The organism is Rhodanobacter sp. sgz306013 (assembly GCF_057031145.1).
The window spans coordinates 15,268-33,611 of sequence record NZ_JBXCIJ010000006.1; the positions used below are offsets into that span (position 1 = coordinate 15,268).

General features: G+C 68.3%; 13 protein-coding genes. 1 reads left to right on the top strand and 12 read right to left on the bottom strand.

The genetic code is table 11. The annotated features are described in order from the left end of the window. Window positions 1-67 precede the first annotated feature (67 nt). The 6 genes from AC2EWF_RS17595 to AC2EWF_RS17620 all read right to left on the bottom strand — a co-directional run bounded on the left by AC2EWF_RS17595 (window position 68) and on the right by AC2EWF_RS17620 (window position 6,939). Complete coding sequence (locus tag AC2EWF_RS17595; protein WP_483640697.1) at window positions 68-835, bottom strand: P-loop NTPase family protein; 768 nt, start codon at window positions 833-835, stop codon at window positions 68-70. Continuing rightward, entirely contained in the window at window positions 832-2,376 is a 1,545-nt protein-coding gene (locus AC2EWF_RS17600) for an XrtA system polysaccharide chain length determinant (RefSeq protein WP_483640698.1), read from the bottom strand. The genes AC2EWF_RS17595 and AC2EWF_RS17600 overlap by 4 nt, the downstream gene beginning before the upstream one ends. A gap of 37 nt (window positions 2,377-2,413) precedes the next feature. Further along, window positions 2,414-3,037, bottom strand: a complete 624-nt coding sequence (locus AC2EWF_RS17605; protein WP_483640699.1) for an XrtA/PEP-CTERM system exopolysaccharide export protein — start codon at window positions 3,035-3,037, stop codon at window positions 2,414-2,416. A gap of 220 nt (window positions 3,038-3,257) precedes the next feature. Further along, window positions 3,258-3,941 carry a GNAT family N-acetyltransferase gene (locus AC2EWF_RS17610; RefSeq protein WP_483640700.1) on the bottom strand — a complete coding sequence of 228 codons (684 nt, stop codon included), beginning with the start codon at window positions 3,939-3,941 and terminating at the stop codon, window positions 3,258-3,260. Window positions 3,942-3,950: 9 nt separating this feature from the next. Continuing rightward, window positions 3,951-5,549 (bottom strand): GH39 family glycosyl hydrolase, encoded by a 1,599-nt coding sequence (locus tag AC2EWF_RS17615; RefSeq protein ID WP_483640701.1) that lies wholly within the window; start codon window positions 5,547-5,549, stop codon window positions 3,951-3,953. 34 nt (window positions 5,550-5,583) lie between these two features. Next, the gene (locus tag AC2EWF_RS17620) at window positions 5,584-6,939 is read right to left on the bottom strand and encodes a GH1 family beta-glucosidase (protein ID WP_483640702.1); all 1,356 of its coding nucleotides are present in this window, start codon (window positions 6,937-6,939) and stop codon (window positions 5,584-5,586) included. 146 nt (window positions 6,940-7,085) lie between these two features. Between AC2EWF_RS17620 and AC2EWF_RS17625 the strand changes: the two genes are divergently transcribed. Next, entirely contained in the window at window positions 7,086-8,180 is a 1,095-nt protein-coding gene (locus AC2EWF_RS17625) for an ABC transporter ATP-binding protein (RefSeq protein ID WP_483640703.1), read from the top strand. Between the two features lie 794 nt (window positions 8,181-8,974). Here the strand turns inward: AC2EWF_RS17625 and AC2EWF_RS17630 are convergent. From AC2EWF_RS17630 to AC2EWF_RS17655, 6 genes are all read right to left on the bottom strand, one after another. Further along, on the bottom strand, window positions 8,975-9,796 hold the full coding sequence (locus AC2EWF_RS17630; protein WP_483640704.1) for a carbohydrate ABC transporter permease: 822 nt from the start codon (window positions 9,794-9,796) through the stop codon (window positions 8,975-8,977). Next, window positions 9,793-10,680: a carbohydrate ABC transporter permease gene (locus AC2EWF_RS17635; RefSeq protein ID WP_483640705.1), complete on the bottom strand. Its 888-nt coding sequence runs from the start codon at window positions 10,678-10,680 to the stop codon at window positions 9,793-9,795. The genes AC2EWF_RS17630 and AC2EWF_RS17635 overlap by 4 nt, the downstream gene beginning before the upstream one ends. Before the next feature lie 115 nt (window positions 10,681-10,795). Next, entirely contained in the window at window positions 10,796-12,073 is a 1,278-nt protein-coding gene (locus AC2EWF_RS17640) for a sugar ABC transporter substrate-binding protein (RefSeq protein ID WP_483640770.1), read from the bottom strand. A 16-nt stretch (window positions 12,074-12,089) separates the two neighbouring features. Further along, window positions 12,090-13,553 (bottom strand): glucoamylase family protein, encoded by a 1,464-nt coding sequence (locus tag AC2EWF_RS17645; protein ID WP_483640706.1) that lies wholly within the window; start codon window positions 13,551-13,553, stop codon window positions 12,090-12,092. Between the two features lie 165 nt (window positions 13,554-13,718). Then, a complete protein-coding gene (locus AC2EWF_RS17650; protein ID WP_483640707.1) occupies window positions 13,719-15,242 on the bottom strand; it encodes a tryptophan halogenase family protein in 1,524 nt (507 codons plus the stop codon). A gap of 69 nt (window positions 15,243-15,311) precedes the next feature. Further along, complete coding sequence (locus AC2EWF_RS17655) at window positions 15,312-18,335, bottom strand: TonB-dependent receptor (RefSeq protein ID WP_483640708.1); 3,024 nt, start codon at window positions 18,333-18,335, stop codon at window positions 15,312-15,314. Between the last annotated feature and the right edge of the window lie 9 nt (window positions 18,336-18,344).

Below are 18,344 nucleotides of genomic sequence, written 5' to 3' on the forward strand. Positions count from 1 at the left end.
CTGCGGTGGATGACGCGGTGATGGCGTCCGCCCGCGGCCGTTCCCGGGCGGCGGCTCACCGTCGGCCTCAAGGCGCCTGGTTGAACACCACGCCGGCCAGCTTCTCCGGCTCGAAATGCGCGACCGCCTGGCTGATCGCGGCCGGGGTGTCGCGGCCGTAGCCGGCCACCACCACCACGAAGTCGGCGAGGTCGGAAAGGATGCGCGCGTCGGGCGATCCCTTGATGGTGGGGCCGTCCAGGAACAGGTAGCGATCCGGGTAGCGATGGCGCATCGAGTCCAACAGCGCGTGCATCCGGAACGACGAGAAGTACTCGCCGCTGCCTTCGCGCGCGTCGCCCACCGGGATCAACCGCAGGCGCGGCACGCCGGTGGCGTAGATCTTCGACGCGATGCCCTGCGCCGGATGCTCGAGGAAGTCGATCAGGCCGCCGTTGGCGGGATCGACGCCGAGCGCGCGGTGCTGCTCCGGATAGCGCAGGTTGCAATCGATCAGCAGGCTGGTGCGGGCCTCGTCGAAGGCGAACGCGGTGGCCAGGTTGCGCGCCACGAAGCTGGCCCCCGAGCGCGGACTGACCGCCACCACCAGGGTGATGAAGTTGCCGCTGCCGCCCATCCCGAGCAGGCGCGTGCGAAGTTCGCGGAAGGTATCCGACTGCTCCCGCGAAGAGGCCTCGCGGTGGATCAGCCGACGCTCCTCCAGCTGTCGCGGAGCCAGCGTGCGCGGCTCGGCCATCAGGGCGATGGCATGTGCGGACGCCTGTTGCGGCAGGTGGTCGGCCTCTCCCGCCCCTGACCGCAGCACGGTGCCGGAAACCGGTTCGTCGGGCTTCATGCCGCCCCCTTGAGCTTGAACACGAACAGCGTGAGGTAGGACAACGCCACCGCCGCCAGGATCAGCGCCAGCGCGAGATTGCGCAGCCGCGCGCCCCGCCGGTCCTGCGGCGTGGCGTAATAGGGCACGCTGACCAGCACAGGCAGGCCGGTCAGGCGCTCGAGCTGCTCGGCCGAGCGCACGCGCGGATCGAAGCGCGCGATGCCGAACAGCAGGCCGAACGGCAGCGCCAGGCCCAGCGCGAAACCGGCCACGGCGAAGTGCATGAAGCGCAGACCGGTTGGGATCAGCGGCATCATCGCCGGATTCTGCACGGCGAAGGTCAACCCCTGCTGGGTGGCGTCCAGGTCCATCGACACGCGTGCGTTCTCGCGGCGCTTCAGCAGGTCCTGGTAGACGTCGCGGTTGACGTCGTAGTCGCGGGTCAGCTCGGCGGTGGCGTTCTCCGAGCCGGCGATGCGGCGGCTGCGGTCGAGCTCGGACTGCAGCATCGCCTGGCTGGCGTTCATCCGCGCGGTGGTCGCGGCAATCTGGCCGCGCAGATCGGTCAGCTGGCTCCTGATCTGCTGGTACAGCGGATTGAACTGCGCATTGCCCCCCAGCGACGCCGGCTTGCCGTTGGAGTTCTGCCTGCGCTGCTCGGCCTGTGCCAGCTGCTGCCGTAGATCCTGCATCTGGTGGCGCACGCGCACCACGTCGGGATAGTCGTCGGTGTAGGTGAGCAGCAGCTTGTCCAGTTGCGCCTGCAGGTCGGCCAGCTGGGCCTGGTACAGGCCGGCGGTGGTCTGCACCGCGGAGACTTCCGACTCGCCGGAGAGCTGCGCCTCCAGCGAGGCCTCCTGCGAGCGCTTCTCCATCAGGTCCATGCGCGCGTTTTCCACCTGGGCGCGCAGGTCGTTGATGCGCGCGGCGGTGGCTGCCTCGCTGCCCGCGCGTGCATCGACATTGCTCTCGCGATAGGCCTTGAGCTTGTCCTCGGCGCCGGTGAGCTTGCGCTTGTAGGCCTCGACCTGGCTGTTGATGAAATCGAAGGCATCGCGGCTCTCGCGCTGCTTGGAGGCCAGGCTCTCGCTGATGAAGAGCTGGCCGAACAGACGCGTGACCTTGTAGGTACGGACCGGGTCGGAATCGAAGTAGCTGATGGTCAGCAGGTTGTCGCGCGAGAACTTCACCACGGTGCGCGACTTGATGCCGTTGGTGATGCGGTCCAGCTCCACCGGGCTTGGGTGGCCAGCCAGCCAGCCACCCTGGGCCAGCACCTGGTCCAGCACCTTGTGGCTCAGGATCACCGCGCGCGCGATGTCGGCGCGGTTGGCGTTGCCGGTGGGCGTGGCGACGCCCTTCATCAGCGGCGCGATGATGCCGCTTTCCTGCACCAGGATGGTGGTGGAAGCCTCGTACTTCTTCGGCCACAGCAGGCCGACGACCAGCGCCGCCAGGGTGATCGCGGCGAAGACCAGCCCCAGCGTCACGCGCCGACGGCGGCCTTCTTCCAACAGCACAGGCAGCAAGGCCTGCAGTGAGATCGGTTGTTCGTTCATGGCGCTCGCCTCTTCCTGAGGCCCCCTTCGCGTCTTTTCAGAAGTTGCGCTGCGGCACCGTGATCACGTCACCGGGTTGCAACGGATAGTTGGTGGCCAGGTCGCCGTTGTTGAGGATCTTGCCCAGGCGCACCGCGTAGGCCTGGCTGTCTCCCTGGCCGGCGTGACGATAAAGCTCGGTGCGGTCCGGCGAGGCGAACTCGGTGACGCCGCCTGCGGCGAGCACCACGTCGAGCACGGTCATGCCCGGGCGATAAGGCAGCGAGACAGGCGTGCGCACGGCGCCGGTGACGCGCACGCGGGCCAGGTATTCATGGCTGCGCAGCTGGGTCAGGATCACCGCGACCTGCGGGTCGCGCACGTAGGCCTTGAGCTTGTCGCGGATGACCGCGGCCACTTCCTCGGGCGTCTGCCCGCCGGCCTGCACGTCGCCGATCAGCGGCACGGTGATCTTGCCGTCCGGACGCACCGGCACCGACACGCTGAGGTCGGGGTTGTGCCACACGGACACCTGCAGCTGGTCATCCACGCCGATGCGGTAGTTGCTGACCGCCATGGCGTCGGCGTTGACCTTCGGCGGCTGGGTCGACGGCGTCACTGCCGCGCAACCGCTTACTACAAGGGCCAACAGCAGCGCAACGAGCACGATGAGGTGCTTCATGGTCATCCCCCCAAATCTGTGACCTTGACGTTAGCATATTGTGAACCGGCAAGACGTAAATCGGTGTGAAATCGCCCTTCCCCGTCAACGGTCGTCGGCACGGGACGACAACGCGCGCCGCCTGGGGACGACTTGCATGGCCGGAAACGACGGAAGCCTGCGAGGGGGGCGGCCGGGGAGCGGCCGCCGGCCCGGCGCCGGCAGCGCCGTCCGGCCGGGATCACCCGGACAGTGCGCCGAGCACGGCCACGTTTACCTCGCAACGCAGGCGGAAACCCAGCGTCTCGTAGAGGCGGATCGCCGCCGCGTTGGTTTTCCACGCATGCAGGAAGGCGGTATCGCCACGCGCGGCGATGCCGGCCGCCACGTGCCGGGACAGGCGCCGGGCCAGCCCACGGGCGCGGAAGTCCGGATGCGTGCATACGCCGCTGACCTCGGTGTACCCCGGGAAGCGGAAGCGCTCGCCGGCCATCGCGACGAGCCGACCGCCGACGCGGATGCCGACGAAACGGCCCATGCGATGCGTCTCGCGCAGGAACGGCCCCGGCGCGGTGAGCGTGGCCAGCGCCAGCATTTCTGCGGCGTCCGCGTCGCCCAGCGGCAGCACTTTCCCACCCCCCGCCTCCGCAGCGACAGGCTCGGTGGCGACCATCTGCACTCCCAGCGCGGTCCTGCCGGCCGCCAGGCCCGGCGGGATGCGGATAGCCGGCACCTGCAGCACGAACACCGGCTCCGCGGACGACACCAGCGCGGCCAGCGCCGCCAGTGCCTCATCACTGTCATCGCGCGCGGAAGCGAACCGGTTGATCTCCGGCCGGTAGCGTTTCGCCAGCGCGCCACCCAACGCCAGCTCCGCATGCAGGCCGGAGAGGCTGGCCCAGACAGGGCGATCGAGCGGATCCACGATGGGTGCTCAGCGCACTTCGACTACCACCAGGCCCTGTGGCGGAATGTCGAGGCCAAGCCTGCCGCCGTGCAACGCGGCCTGTTCCGGCGCGGCCATCCTGCCGGCGGCGCGCAGCTGCCTGATCTGCTCGCGCGAGGGAAAGGCCGGGCGCCCCATCTTGTCGAAGCCGGCGATCGCGTTGCCGTGTGTTTCGTCCAGGCGCCATATCGTCGCCGTGGCGCCCGCCGGCAGCCGGGACAGATCGACCTCGAAGTGCTTGATGTCGCCCTTCGGTTTGCCGGCGGTATAGCTGGCGGTGTCGCCCACCGGCGGCGCGTAGTTCCAAAGGGCCAGCACCAGCGTGCCGTCGGCCCGGCGGGTGGCGAGCGCGGAATCCGAGGGCACCGGCAGCCGCACGTCGCCCAGCCTGTGCAGCATCGCGAAGGCATTGAAGGCCGGCTTGGGGATGTTGCGCTCGGCGATCAGGCCGAAGCCGCCGTAGAACGGCGAACGCACCACGCCGCCTTCCTCGAACACGTCGGAGAACGTCCAGTAGCTCATCGCGTCCACCTTGCCCGCGCAGGCGCGGATGGTGTTGGCGAGCCACGGGCCCATGTACACCGTGTCGGTGACGTTGGGCAGGTTGGCGTAGGAGGCGTTGAACTCGCTCATGATGAACGGCAGTTTCGGGTATGGCGAGGCCAGCACCTCCTTGTGCACCTTGTCCACCGCGCGGCACACCATGTCCTTGCGCGGGATGTTCTCGCGGGTGTGGAACACATTGTCCGCGGTGTCGTCGCCGTAGACGTGGGTGCTGACGAAATCCACCGGCACGTTCGCGTCGTGCACGTGCTTGAGGAAGTCGGCGACCTCGGCGGCCTGCGCCGTGGCTGGGCCACCCACGCGCAGGCGGGGGCTCACCGACTTCAGCGCACGCGCGGTGTGGTCGTACAGGGTGAAATACGTGGGCATCTTGGGGTTGCCCGCCCAGAAGCCGATGTTCGGCTCGTTCCACACTTCGAAGTACCACTTCGACACCTCGTCAATGCCGTAGCGCGCGACCAGGTGCTGCGCGAAGGCGCGGATCATGCCGTCCCACAGCGCGTAGTCCTTGGGCGGCGCGACATTCGGGTGGTACCAGAAGTCCTGCAGAGCCTTGGGGTCGGAGCTCATGGCGTCCGGCATGAAGCCCAGTTCCACGAACGGGCGCACGCCGCGTTCCAGCAGGCCGTCGTAGATCTGGTCCACGTACGAGAAGTTGTAGACAGGCTGCCCGTCAGTGCCCGACTTATCGGCGGCGTTGTAGAACGGCTGGCCGTTCTGGCCCAAATGGAACAGACCTACCTCGCGATCGAAGATGCCGTGGAAGCGCACGTAGCCGAAACCTGTGGCCTGCTTCACCCGGACGAGATCGTTGCGGTAGTCGTCGCGCAGCGCCAGCACGGCACGGCCGGAGCCGAACATCTGCTCCCAGAAGTGCGGGAACGGCGCACCCGGCGCCTTCGCGTCGATGTGGATCCGCACCACATCGCCTGCCGCGGGCGCGGCCTGCGCGAATCCCGGGGTGAGCAGGCACGCGGCCAGCAGGCCCAGCGTGGCGCGCAACAGCGTCCATTTCGCTTTCATCGGTTCGTCCTCATCGTGCCTGTCGTTCGGCGGTTCATGCCTGGTCCAGTGCCTCGCCGTGGCTCGCGATCACCCGCGCGTAGAGCTGCGCGCTGGCCTTGGGCGTGCGCTGCTGGGTGGCGAAATCGACGTGGTAGAGGCCGAAGCGCTTGGCGTAGCCCAGCGACCACTCCAGGTTGTCCAGCAGCGACCACGCGTAGTAGCCGCGGAGATCGACGCCGGCCTCGATGGCGCGGTGCGCGGCCTGGAGGTGCCGGCGCAGATAGTCCGTGCGCAGCGGATCCTGCAGCACGTCGCCATCGACCACCGGCGGGTCGTAGAAAGCCGCGCCGTTCTCGGTGATGTAGAGCGGGATGTCGCCGTAGCGCTGGCGGAAACCGGCCAGCATGTCGGTCAGGCCCTGTTCGTACACTTCCCAGCCGGTCTCGGTGTGGGTGCGGTGCGGCTGGTACACCGGCGCGGCGCGCAGCGGCAAGGCATCGGCGTCGTGCCGCACCACCGCGCGCGTGTAGTAGTTGAGCCCGACGAAGTCGACCGGCTGCCTGGTGAGCCGGAAATCGTCCGCGGGGAAGTCCGGCCATGCCTCGCCGTACACCTCGCGCAGTTCGGGCGGGTAGCTGCCGAGCAGGGCGGGATCGGCGAACTGCAGGTTCATGTAGGCATCCGCGCGCCGCGTGGCGGCGAGGTCCTCCGCGCTGCCGGAGGCCGGGTACTTCGGCTCGATGTTGAACACCACGCCGATCGCGTGCCTGCCGTGCGCGCGATACGCCTGGATGCCGGCACCGCTGGCGCGCATCAGGTTGTGGGCGACGATCGGCGCCTCGTACAGGTTGCGGTGGCCCGGCGCCAGCGCGCCGCGCAGGTAGCCGCCGTCGACCACCACCCACGGCTCGTTGAGGGTGGTCCACTGCGGCACGCGGTCGTCCAGCGCCTTGAACATCGTCGCCGCGTATTCGGCGAACCAGTGTGCGCTGTCGCGGTTCAGCCAGCCGCCGCGGTCGTCCAGCGCCGCCGGCAGGTCCCAGTGGAACAGCGTGACGTTCGGGGCGATGCCGTTTTCCAGCAGCTCGTCGACCAGTCGCGCGTAGAAGTCCAGGCCCTGCGGATTGACCCGCCCGGTGCCCCCGGGCAGCACGCGCGCCCAGTTCACGCTGAAGCGGTAGCTCCGCAGGCCCAGCGCGCGCATCAGCTGCACGTCGTCCCGGTAGCGGCGGTAGTGGTCGCAGGCCACGTCGCCGTGGTCGCCGTCCGCCATCATCCCCGGCGTGTGCGCGAAACGCTGCCAGATGCTGGGTCCGGCGCCGTCCGCCAGCGGCGAACCCTCGATCTGGTAGGCGGAGGTGGCCGCGCCCCAGAGGAAGCCGTCCGGAAAGCGGTAGCGTCGGGTCATGGCTTGCGAAACTCTCGAATGCCGCACTGCGGCTTGATGTAATCGATTACATCCCGAGAATAGCCGAACGCCGTCCCGGGATGCACTCCCTTTTCCGCGGCGGCGACCACCGCGCCGCGACCACCACCAGAGAGCACGCAACGCCGATGGCCACCGTCAGTCTCGACCACGTGCGCAAGGTCTATCCGAACGGCCATGTCGCCGTCGCGAACGCCAGCTTCGACGTCGGCGACGGCGAGCTGCTGGTGCTGGTCGGTCCTTCCGGCTGCGGCAAGACCACCCTGCTGCGCATGATCGCGGGGCTGGAAACCGTCAGCGCCGGCACGCTGCGCATCGGCGGCCGCGTGGTGAACGAGGTGGCGCCGAAGGATCGCGACATCGCGATGGTGTTCCAGAACTACGCGCTCTACCCGCACATGACGGTGGCCGAGAACCTCGGCTTCGGCCTGCGTCTGCGCGGCACCCCGCGCGCGGAGGTCGCACGGCGCGTGGGCGACGTGGCGCGCGTGCTGGAACTGGAGCAGCAACTGGACGCCCGCCCCGCCGCGCTGTCCGGCGGCCAGCGCCAGCGTGTGGCGCTGGGCCGTGCGATGGTGCGCCAGCCCGCGGTCTTCCTGCTCGACGAACCGCTGTCTAACCTCGACGCGCGGCTGCGCCTGGCGATGCGGGTGGAGATCGCGCGGCTGCACCACCGCTTCGGTACCACCACCGTCTACGTCACGCACGACCAGGTCGAGGCAATGACGCTGGGCCAGCGCATCGTGGTGTTCGACCGCGGCGTGATCCAGCAGATCGACACGCCGATGAAGCTCTACGAACGCCCCGCCAACCTGTTCGTGGCCGGCTTCCTCGGCAGCCCCGCGATGAACCTGCTGCGCGGCGTGCTGCAAGCGAGCGACGGCCTCGCGCTGGCCACCGCCGGGGGCGCCATCCCGCTTGGCACGCCACCGCAGATGGACGCATTCGATCGCTGGCGCGGCCGCGAAGTGATCCTCGGCTTGCGCCCGGAAGACCTTCACCCGCTCGCTGCCGGCGACCCCGGCGCAGCGCTGGAAGCGCGGCTGGAAGTACTGGAACCGGTGGGCAACGAGGTCATCCTCAACCTGCGCCACGGGGATTCGGCGCTGGTCGCGCGCACGCCGCCGGGGTTCGCCTGCGCACCCGGCGAGACGGTGCGGCTTGGCATTGCCACGCAACGCTTGCATTTCTTCGATCCGGGCAAGGGGACTCGAATCAGTTGAGGCGCACACGTCTTCTCCCCTGCATCTGCGGGAGGTGTCTTTTGCGCGGCGACTGAGCAAGCGACAAAGCGGTTTCGAGCGCCTGCCGGCGCCCGAGTCACTTTCTCTTTGCGTGGACAAAGAGAAAGTAACCCAAGAGAAAGGCCACCCCGATGGCGCGCCCTCCGGGCTTCCTGCCCTGCGGGTACGCGGGCGGGCTACGGGGTTTTTCGACGGCAACTCCTGTGCCGGCGAAAAACTGGCCGGCTTCCATGCCGGCCACCCTGCGGGCTTTCCTTCGCCCGCCCGCCGCGCCATAGGGGCCCCGGGTAGAGCAGCGCGCTCCCGGCGCGCAGAAGCAACAACCAAAGCGGAGCACCGCAAGCGTGCCGCGCTTTCGCTTCTGGCGCGCACGATGCGCGCCTGCTTTTGGGGCCCCTCGGCGACGGTGAGGTGGGGACGACCAGGCCGCGCAGCGGGCGAGACCACGGACGGTCTCGCCTTTTCGCGCGGGCAGGAGCCCGCTCGAAAAGCCCGGCCACGCCTCACGGACTTGCCGCCTATGGAAGGGCGGCAAGCGACGCCGCGGGGTGGCCTTCTCTTTTGGCTACTTTTCTCTTGGCCACGCAAGAGAAAAGTAGCTCGGCTGCCGGCAGGCAGACGAAACCGCTTCGAAACCCGCGCGAACGCAGAGACAAAAACCCCCTCACACCAACCCCGTCCCCTCAACGACGAACCTGTTGGTGGACAGGCAGAAACAGGAAGTCCCGCAAGCCGGAGAGGCGGGATGTGCGGGCCGGGGCGCATGCCAGCCCTCATCCCTTCACGCTCCCCATCAACAACCCGTCCAGGTAATGCCGCTGCATGGAAAGGAACAGCAGCAACACCGGCAGCACGGTGAGTACCGAGCCGGCCATCATCTGCTCGGTGCCCTCGGTGTGCTCGCGCGCCATCGAGGCCAGTCCCAGCGGCAGCGTGTAGTGGCCTTGTCCGGTCAGCTCGATCAGCGGCCACATGAAGTCATTCCAGGCGGTGAGGAAGGTGAGGATCGCCAGCGTTGCCACCACCGGCCGCAGCAGCGGCAGCACGATGCGCACGAAGATGTGCAGTTCGCCCGCACCGTCGATGCGCGCCGCCTCCAGCAACTCGTCGGGCAGGCCGCGTGCGTACTGGCGCACCAGGAAGATCCCCAGCACCGTCGCCATGCCCGGCAGTACCACGCCCACGTAGGTGTCCACCAGGCCGGCGTACTTGAACATCAGGAACAGCGGCAGCATCGCCACCTGCGCCGGCACCACCAGCAGGCCGAGCAGCATGCGGAACAGCCGCTCGCGCCTCGCGAAGCGCAGCTTGGCGAAGGCGTAGCCGGCCAGCAGGTTGCAGCCCAGCGACAGCAGGGTGATCGCACCGGAAATGAGCAGGCTGTTCAGCAGGTAGCGCCACATGCCGGCGCGTTCGAACAGTTGCCGGTAGTTGTCCGTCGTGGGATGCGCCGGCCACAGCGGCGGCGGCAGCGCATTGGACGTACCGGCCGGCATGAACGACACCGCGAGCATCCATGCCAGCGGGAACAGCGCGACCAGCGCGCCGCCCAGCAACAGGCCGTTGACGAGCGCCTTCGCCAGCCGCGGATTCACGCCGCCTCCCCTGCCCGCGCCCCGGGCGACAGCCGCAGCATCGCCGCGGTCACCGCGAACATCACCAGGAACAGCAGGAAGGCCTCGGCCGCCGCGGTGCCGAGGTTCCACCACTGGAAGCCGTCCTCGTACATCAGGTACAGCACGCTGGTGGTGCTCTGCAGCGGGCCGCCCTCGGTCATCACGTAGGGCTCGGCGAACAGCTGGAAATAGCCCGACACGGTGAGGATGGCCACCATCAGCAGGGTCGGCCGCAGCATCGGCAGGCTGACGTGGCGGAACTGCCGCCAGGCCGAGGCGCCGTCGATGCGAGCCGCCTCGTACAGCTCGACGGGAACCGCCTGCAGCCCGGCGAGCAGGATGATCATGTTGTAGCCGAAGTTCTTCCACACCGCGAACAGGATGATGGTGGGCATCGCCCAGTGCGGGTCGCCCAGCCAGTCCACCGGATGGACCCCCAGCGCGCCGAGCAGATGGTTGGCCCAGCCGTACTTCGTGTTGAACAGGTAGCGCCACACCACCGCCATCGCCACCGCCGTGGTCACCACCGGGGCGAACAGCGCGGTGCGGAAGAATGCCCTGCCGCGCGCCAGCGGCGAATGCAGCAGCAGCGCCGCGCCCAGCGACGCGGCCAGCGACAAGGGCACGCCCACCACCACGAAATAGAACGTGTGCCCCAGCGCCGCCCAGAACGCCGGCCGGTGCAGCAGCGCCCAGTAGTTGCCCAGCGCCACGAAGCGCAGGTTGTGCAGGTCGGCCAGCGCGTAGAGGTCGTAGTCGGTGAAGCTCAGGGCGAGCGCGCCGAGCACCGGGATCAGGAAGAACACGCCCAGCACCAGCAGCGCGGGTGCGAGGAACAGCCACGCGGCCCGACGCGTGTTCATGCCCACTGCTCCGCGCGGGGATCGGTTTCGCGCTTGCGGGAAGAGCGGCCCCGCCCCGGCCCTCCCCTGCGCGCAGGGGAGGGTGCAGGAATCGGTGCGGACTTCATCGGCGCGTTCATCGCCGCGCCTCCGCACGATCGAGCAGCGAACGCCGCTTGGCCAGGATGCGGTCAGCCTGGCGATCCATCGTCGCCGCGGCCTGGTCCACCGTCAGTTCGCCCGCCACGGCGCGCGCGGCGACCTGCTGCATCATGTCGGCGATGCGTTCCCACTCGGGCACGGCGGGTGTGCCCTTCACCCGTTCGAGCTGTTCGCGGAAGGCGCGCGCCTGCGCGTCGTCGCGCAGCAGCGGGCTGTCCCAGCTGCTGCGGCGCGGCGGCAGGTCCCCGGTCAGCTCGTAGAAGCGCCGCTGCACCTGCGGCTGCGACAGGTACTCGACCAGCGCCCAGGCCTCCCGCTGGTGCTTCGATGCGCGGAACAGCACCAGGCTGGCGCCGCCCGCGAGGCCGGCGCCGGGACCGTCCGGCCCAGGCAGCGGCGCGGTGGACCACTCGGCCTGCTGGCTCGCCGGCAGGCGTTTGCGGAACTCGCCGATGTTCCACGGCCCCGACAGGTAGAACGCGTAGATGCCGCGGCCGAATTCCTCCCAGGGATTGCCCACTTCCACGTTGGTGACCATCGGCGCCTGCCGCAGGCGGAAGGTGTCCACGTAGAAGGTCAATGCCCGCTTGAAGCCGGGGCTTTCGAAGTTGCCGTAGCGGTCATCGTCGCGCAGCAAGGGATCGGGTTGCTGCAGTGCCAGCGACAGCAGCTGCTCGTATTCGTTGGTCGGCAGCAGGATGCCGTAGACCTTGCGTTCAGGGTGACTGAGCGCGGCCAGCATGCGTCGCCACTCGGCCCAGTCGCGCGGCGGCGCGTCGAAGCCGGCCTGACGCAACAGGTCGCCGCGATAGAACAGCAGGCGCGTGTCGGCATACCAGGGGACCCCGTAAAGCCGGCCACCGCTGACGTTGGTGTTCCAGATGCTGGCGAAATAGTCCGGCGCCGCGACGATCGCCGAGCCGGCGACGCGCTGCTGCAGCGGTGCCAGCGCGTGCAACGCGACCAGTTCCGGCAGCCAGCTGTTGCCGAGCTGCGCCATGTCCGGCGTGGTTCCGCCAGCGATGGCGGTGAGCAGCTTCTGGTGCGCCGCGCTCAGCGGCAGCTGCTGCACTTCGACGCGGATGTCCGGATGCGCCCGCTCGAAGTCCGGCAACAACCTGGCGACAGCGTCGCCCTCGGGCCCGAAGGTCCAGAAGACCAGGGTCTCGTCGTGCCGGCCGGCGCAGCCGGCGAGGCACAGCGCGGCGGCGATGACCGCCCACCGCCGCCACGCGCTCTTCGCTGTGCCCATGCCCATGCGCGCTGCCTCAGCGGCGTTCCAGCCAGCCGCCGCTGAAGCCGGCGCGTTCCAGCCCGCGGCGGATGTACGGGTTCTTCTTCATCACCTTCCACACCAGGTCGCTGCGCCAGTTCTCGATCATCAGCAGGATCGGCCCCTGGTCGATGCCCAGTTGCTGGTTGTCGGCCCAGCCGAAGCCGGGATAGGTGTGGCCGTCCGTCGACGCGCCATGGAAGCTCGGGTTGAAGGCATCGACGAAGCCGTAGCGGTCGTAGATGTAGCGGCCGTAGCGCTGCTTCATCCCCATCAGGGTGGGCAGCACGATGGATGGCGCGAACGCGATCGAGCCGCCGGCCGCGGTGGGCGCGATGGTGCCGTCGTCGTTGATCTCGTCCAGCCCGGCGCCGCGCGCCATGTAGGCGCTGAAGCGGCGCACGCCCTGCGGCGAACTCTCGGTGACGTCGCCCGGCCCGTCGCTGGCGGTCAGCCCCCACACCTCGGCGCCGTAGCCGGTCCAGTGGCCGGGATTGGCGATGGCATAGGCGCGCTGCGCGTACGCGGCCAGCCGGCCGTTCTCCGCGTAGTCCAGCCCGTGCGCGCGGCTCCAGGCGTCGCGGATGCCGCGGAAGTCCACCCAGGCCTCGGTGTACTGGTGGCCGAACAGCGGCGCGAAGTTGAGGAAGGTATAGCCCTCGAACTGGCCCCAGTCGCGCGGATAAGTGGCGCACCAGGCCGCCCACGCATCCGCGCCCACCGGATGCGTGGGCGAACCCAGCGCTAGCAGGTAGACCAGCTTGCCCTCATCGTAACCCTGCCAGTCGGCATCGATGAACTTGCCGCCCGGCGTCCAGCCCATGCTGATCAGCGGCTTGCGCACCTGCATCCACGGCCAGTCGACCGCGCGGTAGAGCTGGTCCGCGAGCCGGCGGATCTCGCGCTCCTGCGGCGTGCCGCGATCGTAGTAGCTCTCGGCGAACAGCACGCCAGCCATCAGCAAGGTGGTGTCCACGCTGGACAGCTCCACCTGGCGGCCGTAGCGACGCCCCGTGTGCATGTCGAGGAAGTGGTAGAAGAAGCCGTGGTAGCCGGCGGTGTCGTCCTCGCCGTCGTTCTGCGGCGCGGCGGCGAGGAAGCGCAGCGTGGCCAGCGTGCGCTGCACTGCCTGTTCACGGCTGACGTAGCCGCGCTCCACCCCGACACCGTAGGCGGTCAGGCCGAAGCCGATCGCGGCGATGGAGGAAAAGGTGTGGTTCGGCCACGAGTCCGGCACCAGGCCGGTGTACGGGTCCGCACTTTGCCAGAACCAGTCGAAGGTGCGGCGCTCGAGGTCGTCGACGAAGGCTTTCTGCGCGGGCGCCAGCTGCCGGTAGCTCAGGGTGTCGGGTTGCGGCGGCGCGATCGCTTGCCCGGCGCGCAGCGGCGTGCCGGCGACGAGCACCGCCAGGGCGGCCGCCGCGAGGACGTGCAAATGGCGCCATCGGGATGAAGACATGCGAACCTCGTGTCACTTAACAGGAATCAGCAGGAGCTTTCCAAAACCCGTTCGCCCTGAGCGTAGCGCCGAAGGTGCGAAGTCGAAGGGCCGGGCATCCGGGGAAACCGCGTGTTTCGACTTCGCGGAACTTTGTTCCGCTACGCTCAACACGAACGCCCTCGATCAGGCGGTCTCCATCGCCGGCGCCGGACAGACCTTGTCGATGAAGGCCTGGTGCATGGGCATCGCCTCGACGCAGGTGTCCACCACCTGTCCCACGCTGGCCATGAAGCCGGCGAGATCCTGCTCCGGCATCTGGTCCACCAACGGATGGTAGCCCTGCGGCATGATGCGCTGGCCCAGCATCACCTGCACCCAGCTCGGCGTGGAGAACATCTCCTCACCGTCGCGGTAGAAACGCCCGCTGTCGCGGAACAGGCGGATGTAGTCGTCGAGCTGCGCCGGAATCGACATGCTGCGGCAGGCGTTCCAGAACGGTGTGTCGTCGCGCTCGGTGGCGTGGTAGTGCAGTATCAGGAAATCGCGGATGCGCTCGTACTCGAAGCGAGAACGCGCGTTGTAGCGATCGGCCAGCACCGGGCTGAAGTCCCGCTGCGGGAACATCTCCAGCAGGCGTGCGATGCCGGACTGGATCATGTAGATGCTGGTGGACTCCAGCGGCTCCAGGAAGCCGGCGGCCAGCCCCAGCGCGACCACGTTGCGGTTCCACGCCCGCTTGCGCATGCCGGTGGTGAAACGCAGCCGGTGCGGCTCACCCAGCGGGGCGCCGTCGAGGTTCGCCAGCAGCAGGGCGGTGGCCTCGTCGTCGCTCATGTGGGCGCTGCAGTAGACGTGGCCGTTGCCGGTGCGGTGCTGCAGCGGAATGCGCCATTGCCAGCCGGCCGGCCGTGCGGTGGCGCGCGTGTATGGCGTGGGCGGGCCCACCCGCTCGCAGCCCACTGCGACCGCGCGGTCGCAGGGCAGCCAGTGCGAGCAATCGTCGAAGCCGGTGTGCAAGGCCTGTTCGATCAGCAGCCCGCGGAAGCCGGAGCAGTCGATGAACAGGTCGCCCTCGATGCGCTCGCCGCCCTCCATCGCCAGCGCCGCCACGAAACCGTCGTCCGGCCGCAGTTCGACACTGGCGATCCTGCCTTCGGTGCGCCGCACGCCGCGCTGCTCGGCGTAACGGCGCAGGAACCGCGCGTACAGGCCCGCGTCGAAGTGGTAGGCGTAGGCGATGTTCGCCAGCGGCGAATCCTTCGGCACGTCGGTCGCCGACGGCATGAACCTGCCGCGCGGCGCCGCCACCGTGTTGATCGAATAGGCGCCGATGTCCCGGGCCACGCCACGCTGCCTGGCCTTGATCCAGAACTGGTGGAACGGCAGCAGGCTGATGTCGTGGCCGATCTCGCCGAAGCCGTGGATGTAGCTGTCGCCCAGCCGCGCCCAGTCGTTGAACTGCACCCCGAGCTTGAACGTGCCCTGGGTGTTGCGGATGAATTCGACGTCGCCGATGCCGAGCAGGTCGTTGAACAGTTTGAGGTGCGGCACGGTGCCTTCGCCGACGCGCACCGTGCCGATCTCCTCCGACTCCACCAGGTGTATCGAGCAATCCTTGCCCAGCACCTTGGCGAATGCCGCGGCGGCCATCCAGCCAGCGGTACCGCCGCCGGCAATGACGATGTGCTTGATGCGCAGGTCGGTCATGGGGCGTCTCGACGGCAGGGAGCGATCCAACGGGGCAGCCGGGGCGCGCGAGGCGCCCCGGCCACGCCGTCAGAAGCTTATGCCCATCTGGAGCTTGACCGTGCGCGGATACCCCGTGATGTCGCCGATGGGGTAGTAGGTCACCGGCTGGCTGTTCATCACGCCGTTCGATCCAAAGTTCTCCACGTAGTTGACGTAGTTGTGCCAGTTGAACGCGTTGATCAGGTCGAAACGCACGTAGGCGTTGAGGTTGCCGTAGATCTTGAAGTTCTTGGTCGCCTGGAAGTCCAGGTCGCGGTAGCCGAAGATCTTGCCGCCGATCAGGAAGCGCCCGCTGCCCGGCGGCGCGATCGCCACCGAGCGGCAGCCGCTGCCGGCAATGCCGCCGCTGTCCACGTTGGTGGCCGGCGCCCCGAAGCAGGCGAGGTTGAGGTCGGGGATCGGCGTGGCCAGGGTCAGCTTGGCGCCCAGCGTGAAGCCCCACGGACCGTCCAGCGTGCCGGTCATCACCAGGCGGTGCTTGGCTACGCCGGACGAGGTGAACGGATAGTTGCCGATCCACTCGTAGTCGAACGCATACTGGTCGGTCGGGTCGGCGTTGTCGTTGTTCTGTTCCGTGTCCGAATAGGTGTAGGCGATCGTCGCGCCCCAGTGCGATTCCTTGGTGTACGGCTTCTCGGCCGACAGCAGCAGCTGCTTGGTGCGCGTCTCCAGCCCGTTGTTGCCGATGATCAGGCTGCCGAAGCCGGGAATGCCGTTGCCCCAGGGCTGGCTGCCGTTCTGCCAGAAGCTGCCGTCCGGATAGCGGTTGCCCAGCGTGTAAACCAGGCCGTCATGGCTGGTGATGTAGGCCAGCGTCGCGCTGGTGTTCCAGTCGCCCACTTGGTTGCGCATGCCGATGCTGAACTGGTCGGAATACGGCGCCTTGAGGTTGTTGGTGACCAGGTCGACTTCCTTGCCCTTGTTGCTACCGGCCACCAGGCCTTGCAGGGTCGGGATGCTGAGGTAGGCCGGGTTCCACGCGTAGCAGTTGTTCACGCCGACCGTGCAGGGCACGTCCGGCGTGTTGAAGAGCAGCGTGGGTTGCGACAGCGACTGCTTGGTCTGTTCCACCTGCAGCGATTCGTACAGGTCGCGGTCGTAGGAGCGGCCGACGCCGCCGAAGACCACGTGCCGCTGGTCGCCGTTGATGTCGTAGGAGAAGCCGAAGCGCGGCTGCCATTCGCCCGTCTTCGCGTGGCGGTTGTGGCCGGTGCTGATGTAGTCGTTGATGTTCACCCCGCCCAGGGCCAGCGACTGCGCGTAGGTCTGCCCGGCCGGCGCGTTCGGATCCTGCATGCCGAAGGCCGCTACCACGTTCGCCGGGGTCACGTAGTCGAGGTAGGACGGCGTCTTCTCGTAGTCCCAGCGCACGCCGAGGTTCAGGGTCAGGTGGTCGTCCACCGCCCAGTCGTCCTGGATGTAGAGGCCGAGCTGCTTGTCGGAACTGGTGGCCACCGGGCTGATGCCGGGCGTGGGTGAGCCGAACTGCACCTGGTAGGGGATCGCCTCCGTGCCGGCCGGCGTCACCGCGTAGCTGAACAGCGCGTTGGAGTCGCCTGCGTCCTGCGCGGTGAGCTTCACGGCCTTGTACTTGAAACCCATCTTGATGACGTGGTCGCCGTTCCACTGCAGGTCGTTGAAGGTCAGGTCGTCCTGGATCGCCGGACCCTTCTGGCCCTTGTTTTGTTGGGCCAGCGGCGAATTGCCGGTCTGCACGATGGTGGTGTTCTGCTGCGCGCCGGTCAGCGTGTAGGTGGCGCCCGCGCCGCGGATGATCGGCGTGGGGGTGTAGAACGCGTCCTCGTAGGTCAGCTGCAGGCGGTTGAACCAGCTGTAGGCGCTGTGATCCCAGCGCAGGTCGAAGCGCTTGTCGGTGTTGATCGTGTTGAGCCCCGCCGTGGCGGTGTTCACGCCGCCGAGGCCGCTGATGGAGGTCTCGTGGCGGTACTTGCCGCTCGCCTCGAAACGATCGTGCTCGGTGGGCTCGAAGTCGATCTTGCCGAACCAGTCGTTCTCCTTGAACGGCAGGCTCCCTGGTCCCAGTTGCGACTGTACGTCGGCAGGCAGGGAGGCGGAGACGCCGACGACGCCGGGCACCACGGTGGTCGGACTGTCGAATTCCTTGCCCTCGTAGGCGATGAAGAAGTGCGCCATGTCCTTCACGATCGGGCCACCGAGGTCGAAGCCGTAGTCCTTCTCGTGCGACGGCGTCTTCTTGTGCGCCGCCTGCTCCGACGGCGTCATCGCGCGCAGGCGGGTGTTGGTGAAGCTGCCGAACACGTCGCCGTGGAACTCGTTGGTGCCGGACTTGGTTTCGGCGGTCACCGCGGCGCTGGAGATCTGGTCGTACTCCGCCTTGTAGTTGGAGGTGATGACCTTGTACTCGCCGATCGCCAGCTGCGGGAACGGATTGCCTTGGCTGGCGTTCTGGCCGGTGATGCCGCCCGAAAGCACGTAGTTTTTCTGGCCGACGCCATCGATGTACACGTTGATGTTGCTGCTGGCCTGGGCACCGGAGCGCAGGCTGGTGGTGCCGTCCGCGTTGCGCGTGAACACCATGCCCGGCACGATGTCCGCGAACTCCAGGAAGTTGCGCGAGGCCGCCGGCAGCGCCTGGATGTCGCGCAGCGAAACGATGTTGCCGACCTCGGAGGTGGTGACGTCCGGCAGGGTCGACGCGGACACCGTCACGCCGCCCAGTGTCTTGGTGCCGGCCGGCGCCGCCGCCGGCACGGCGGCGGGTGCCAGGTCGATCGTGCCGGTCGAGGCCACCGAAAGCGTGACGGTCTTCTGGGTTCCCGCACCGGCATCCACCTGGTAGGTGCCCGGCCGCAGGCCGACCAGCGCGAAGCTGCCGTCCTTGCTCGACCGGGTGACGCGCACCGCGCCGGTGTCCACGTTCCTGGCGGTGATCGTGGTGTCGGGCGGCGCATGCCCGCGCAAGGTGGAATCCGCCGACTGGGCCAGGACGATGCCCGGCGCCGCGGCAACCATCGCCATGGCGACGGCGGCCGGCAGCAATCGCTTCTTGAAAGGCTTGTGACTGCTCATGCTCTCCCC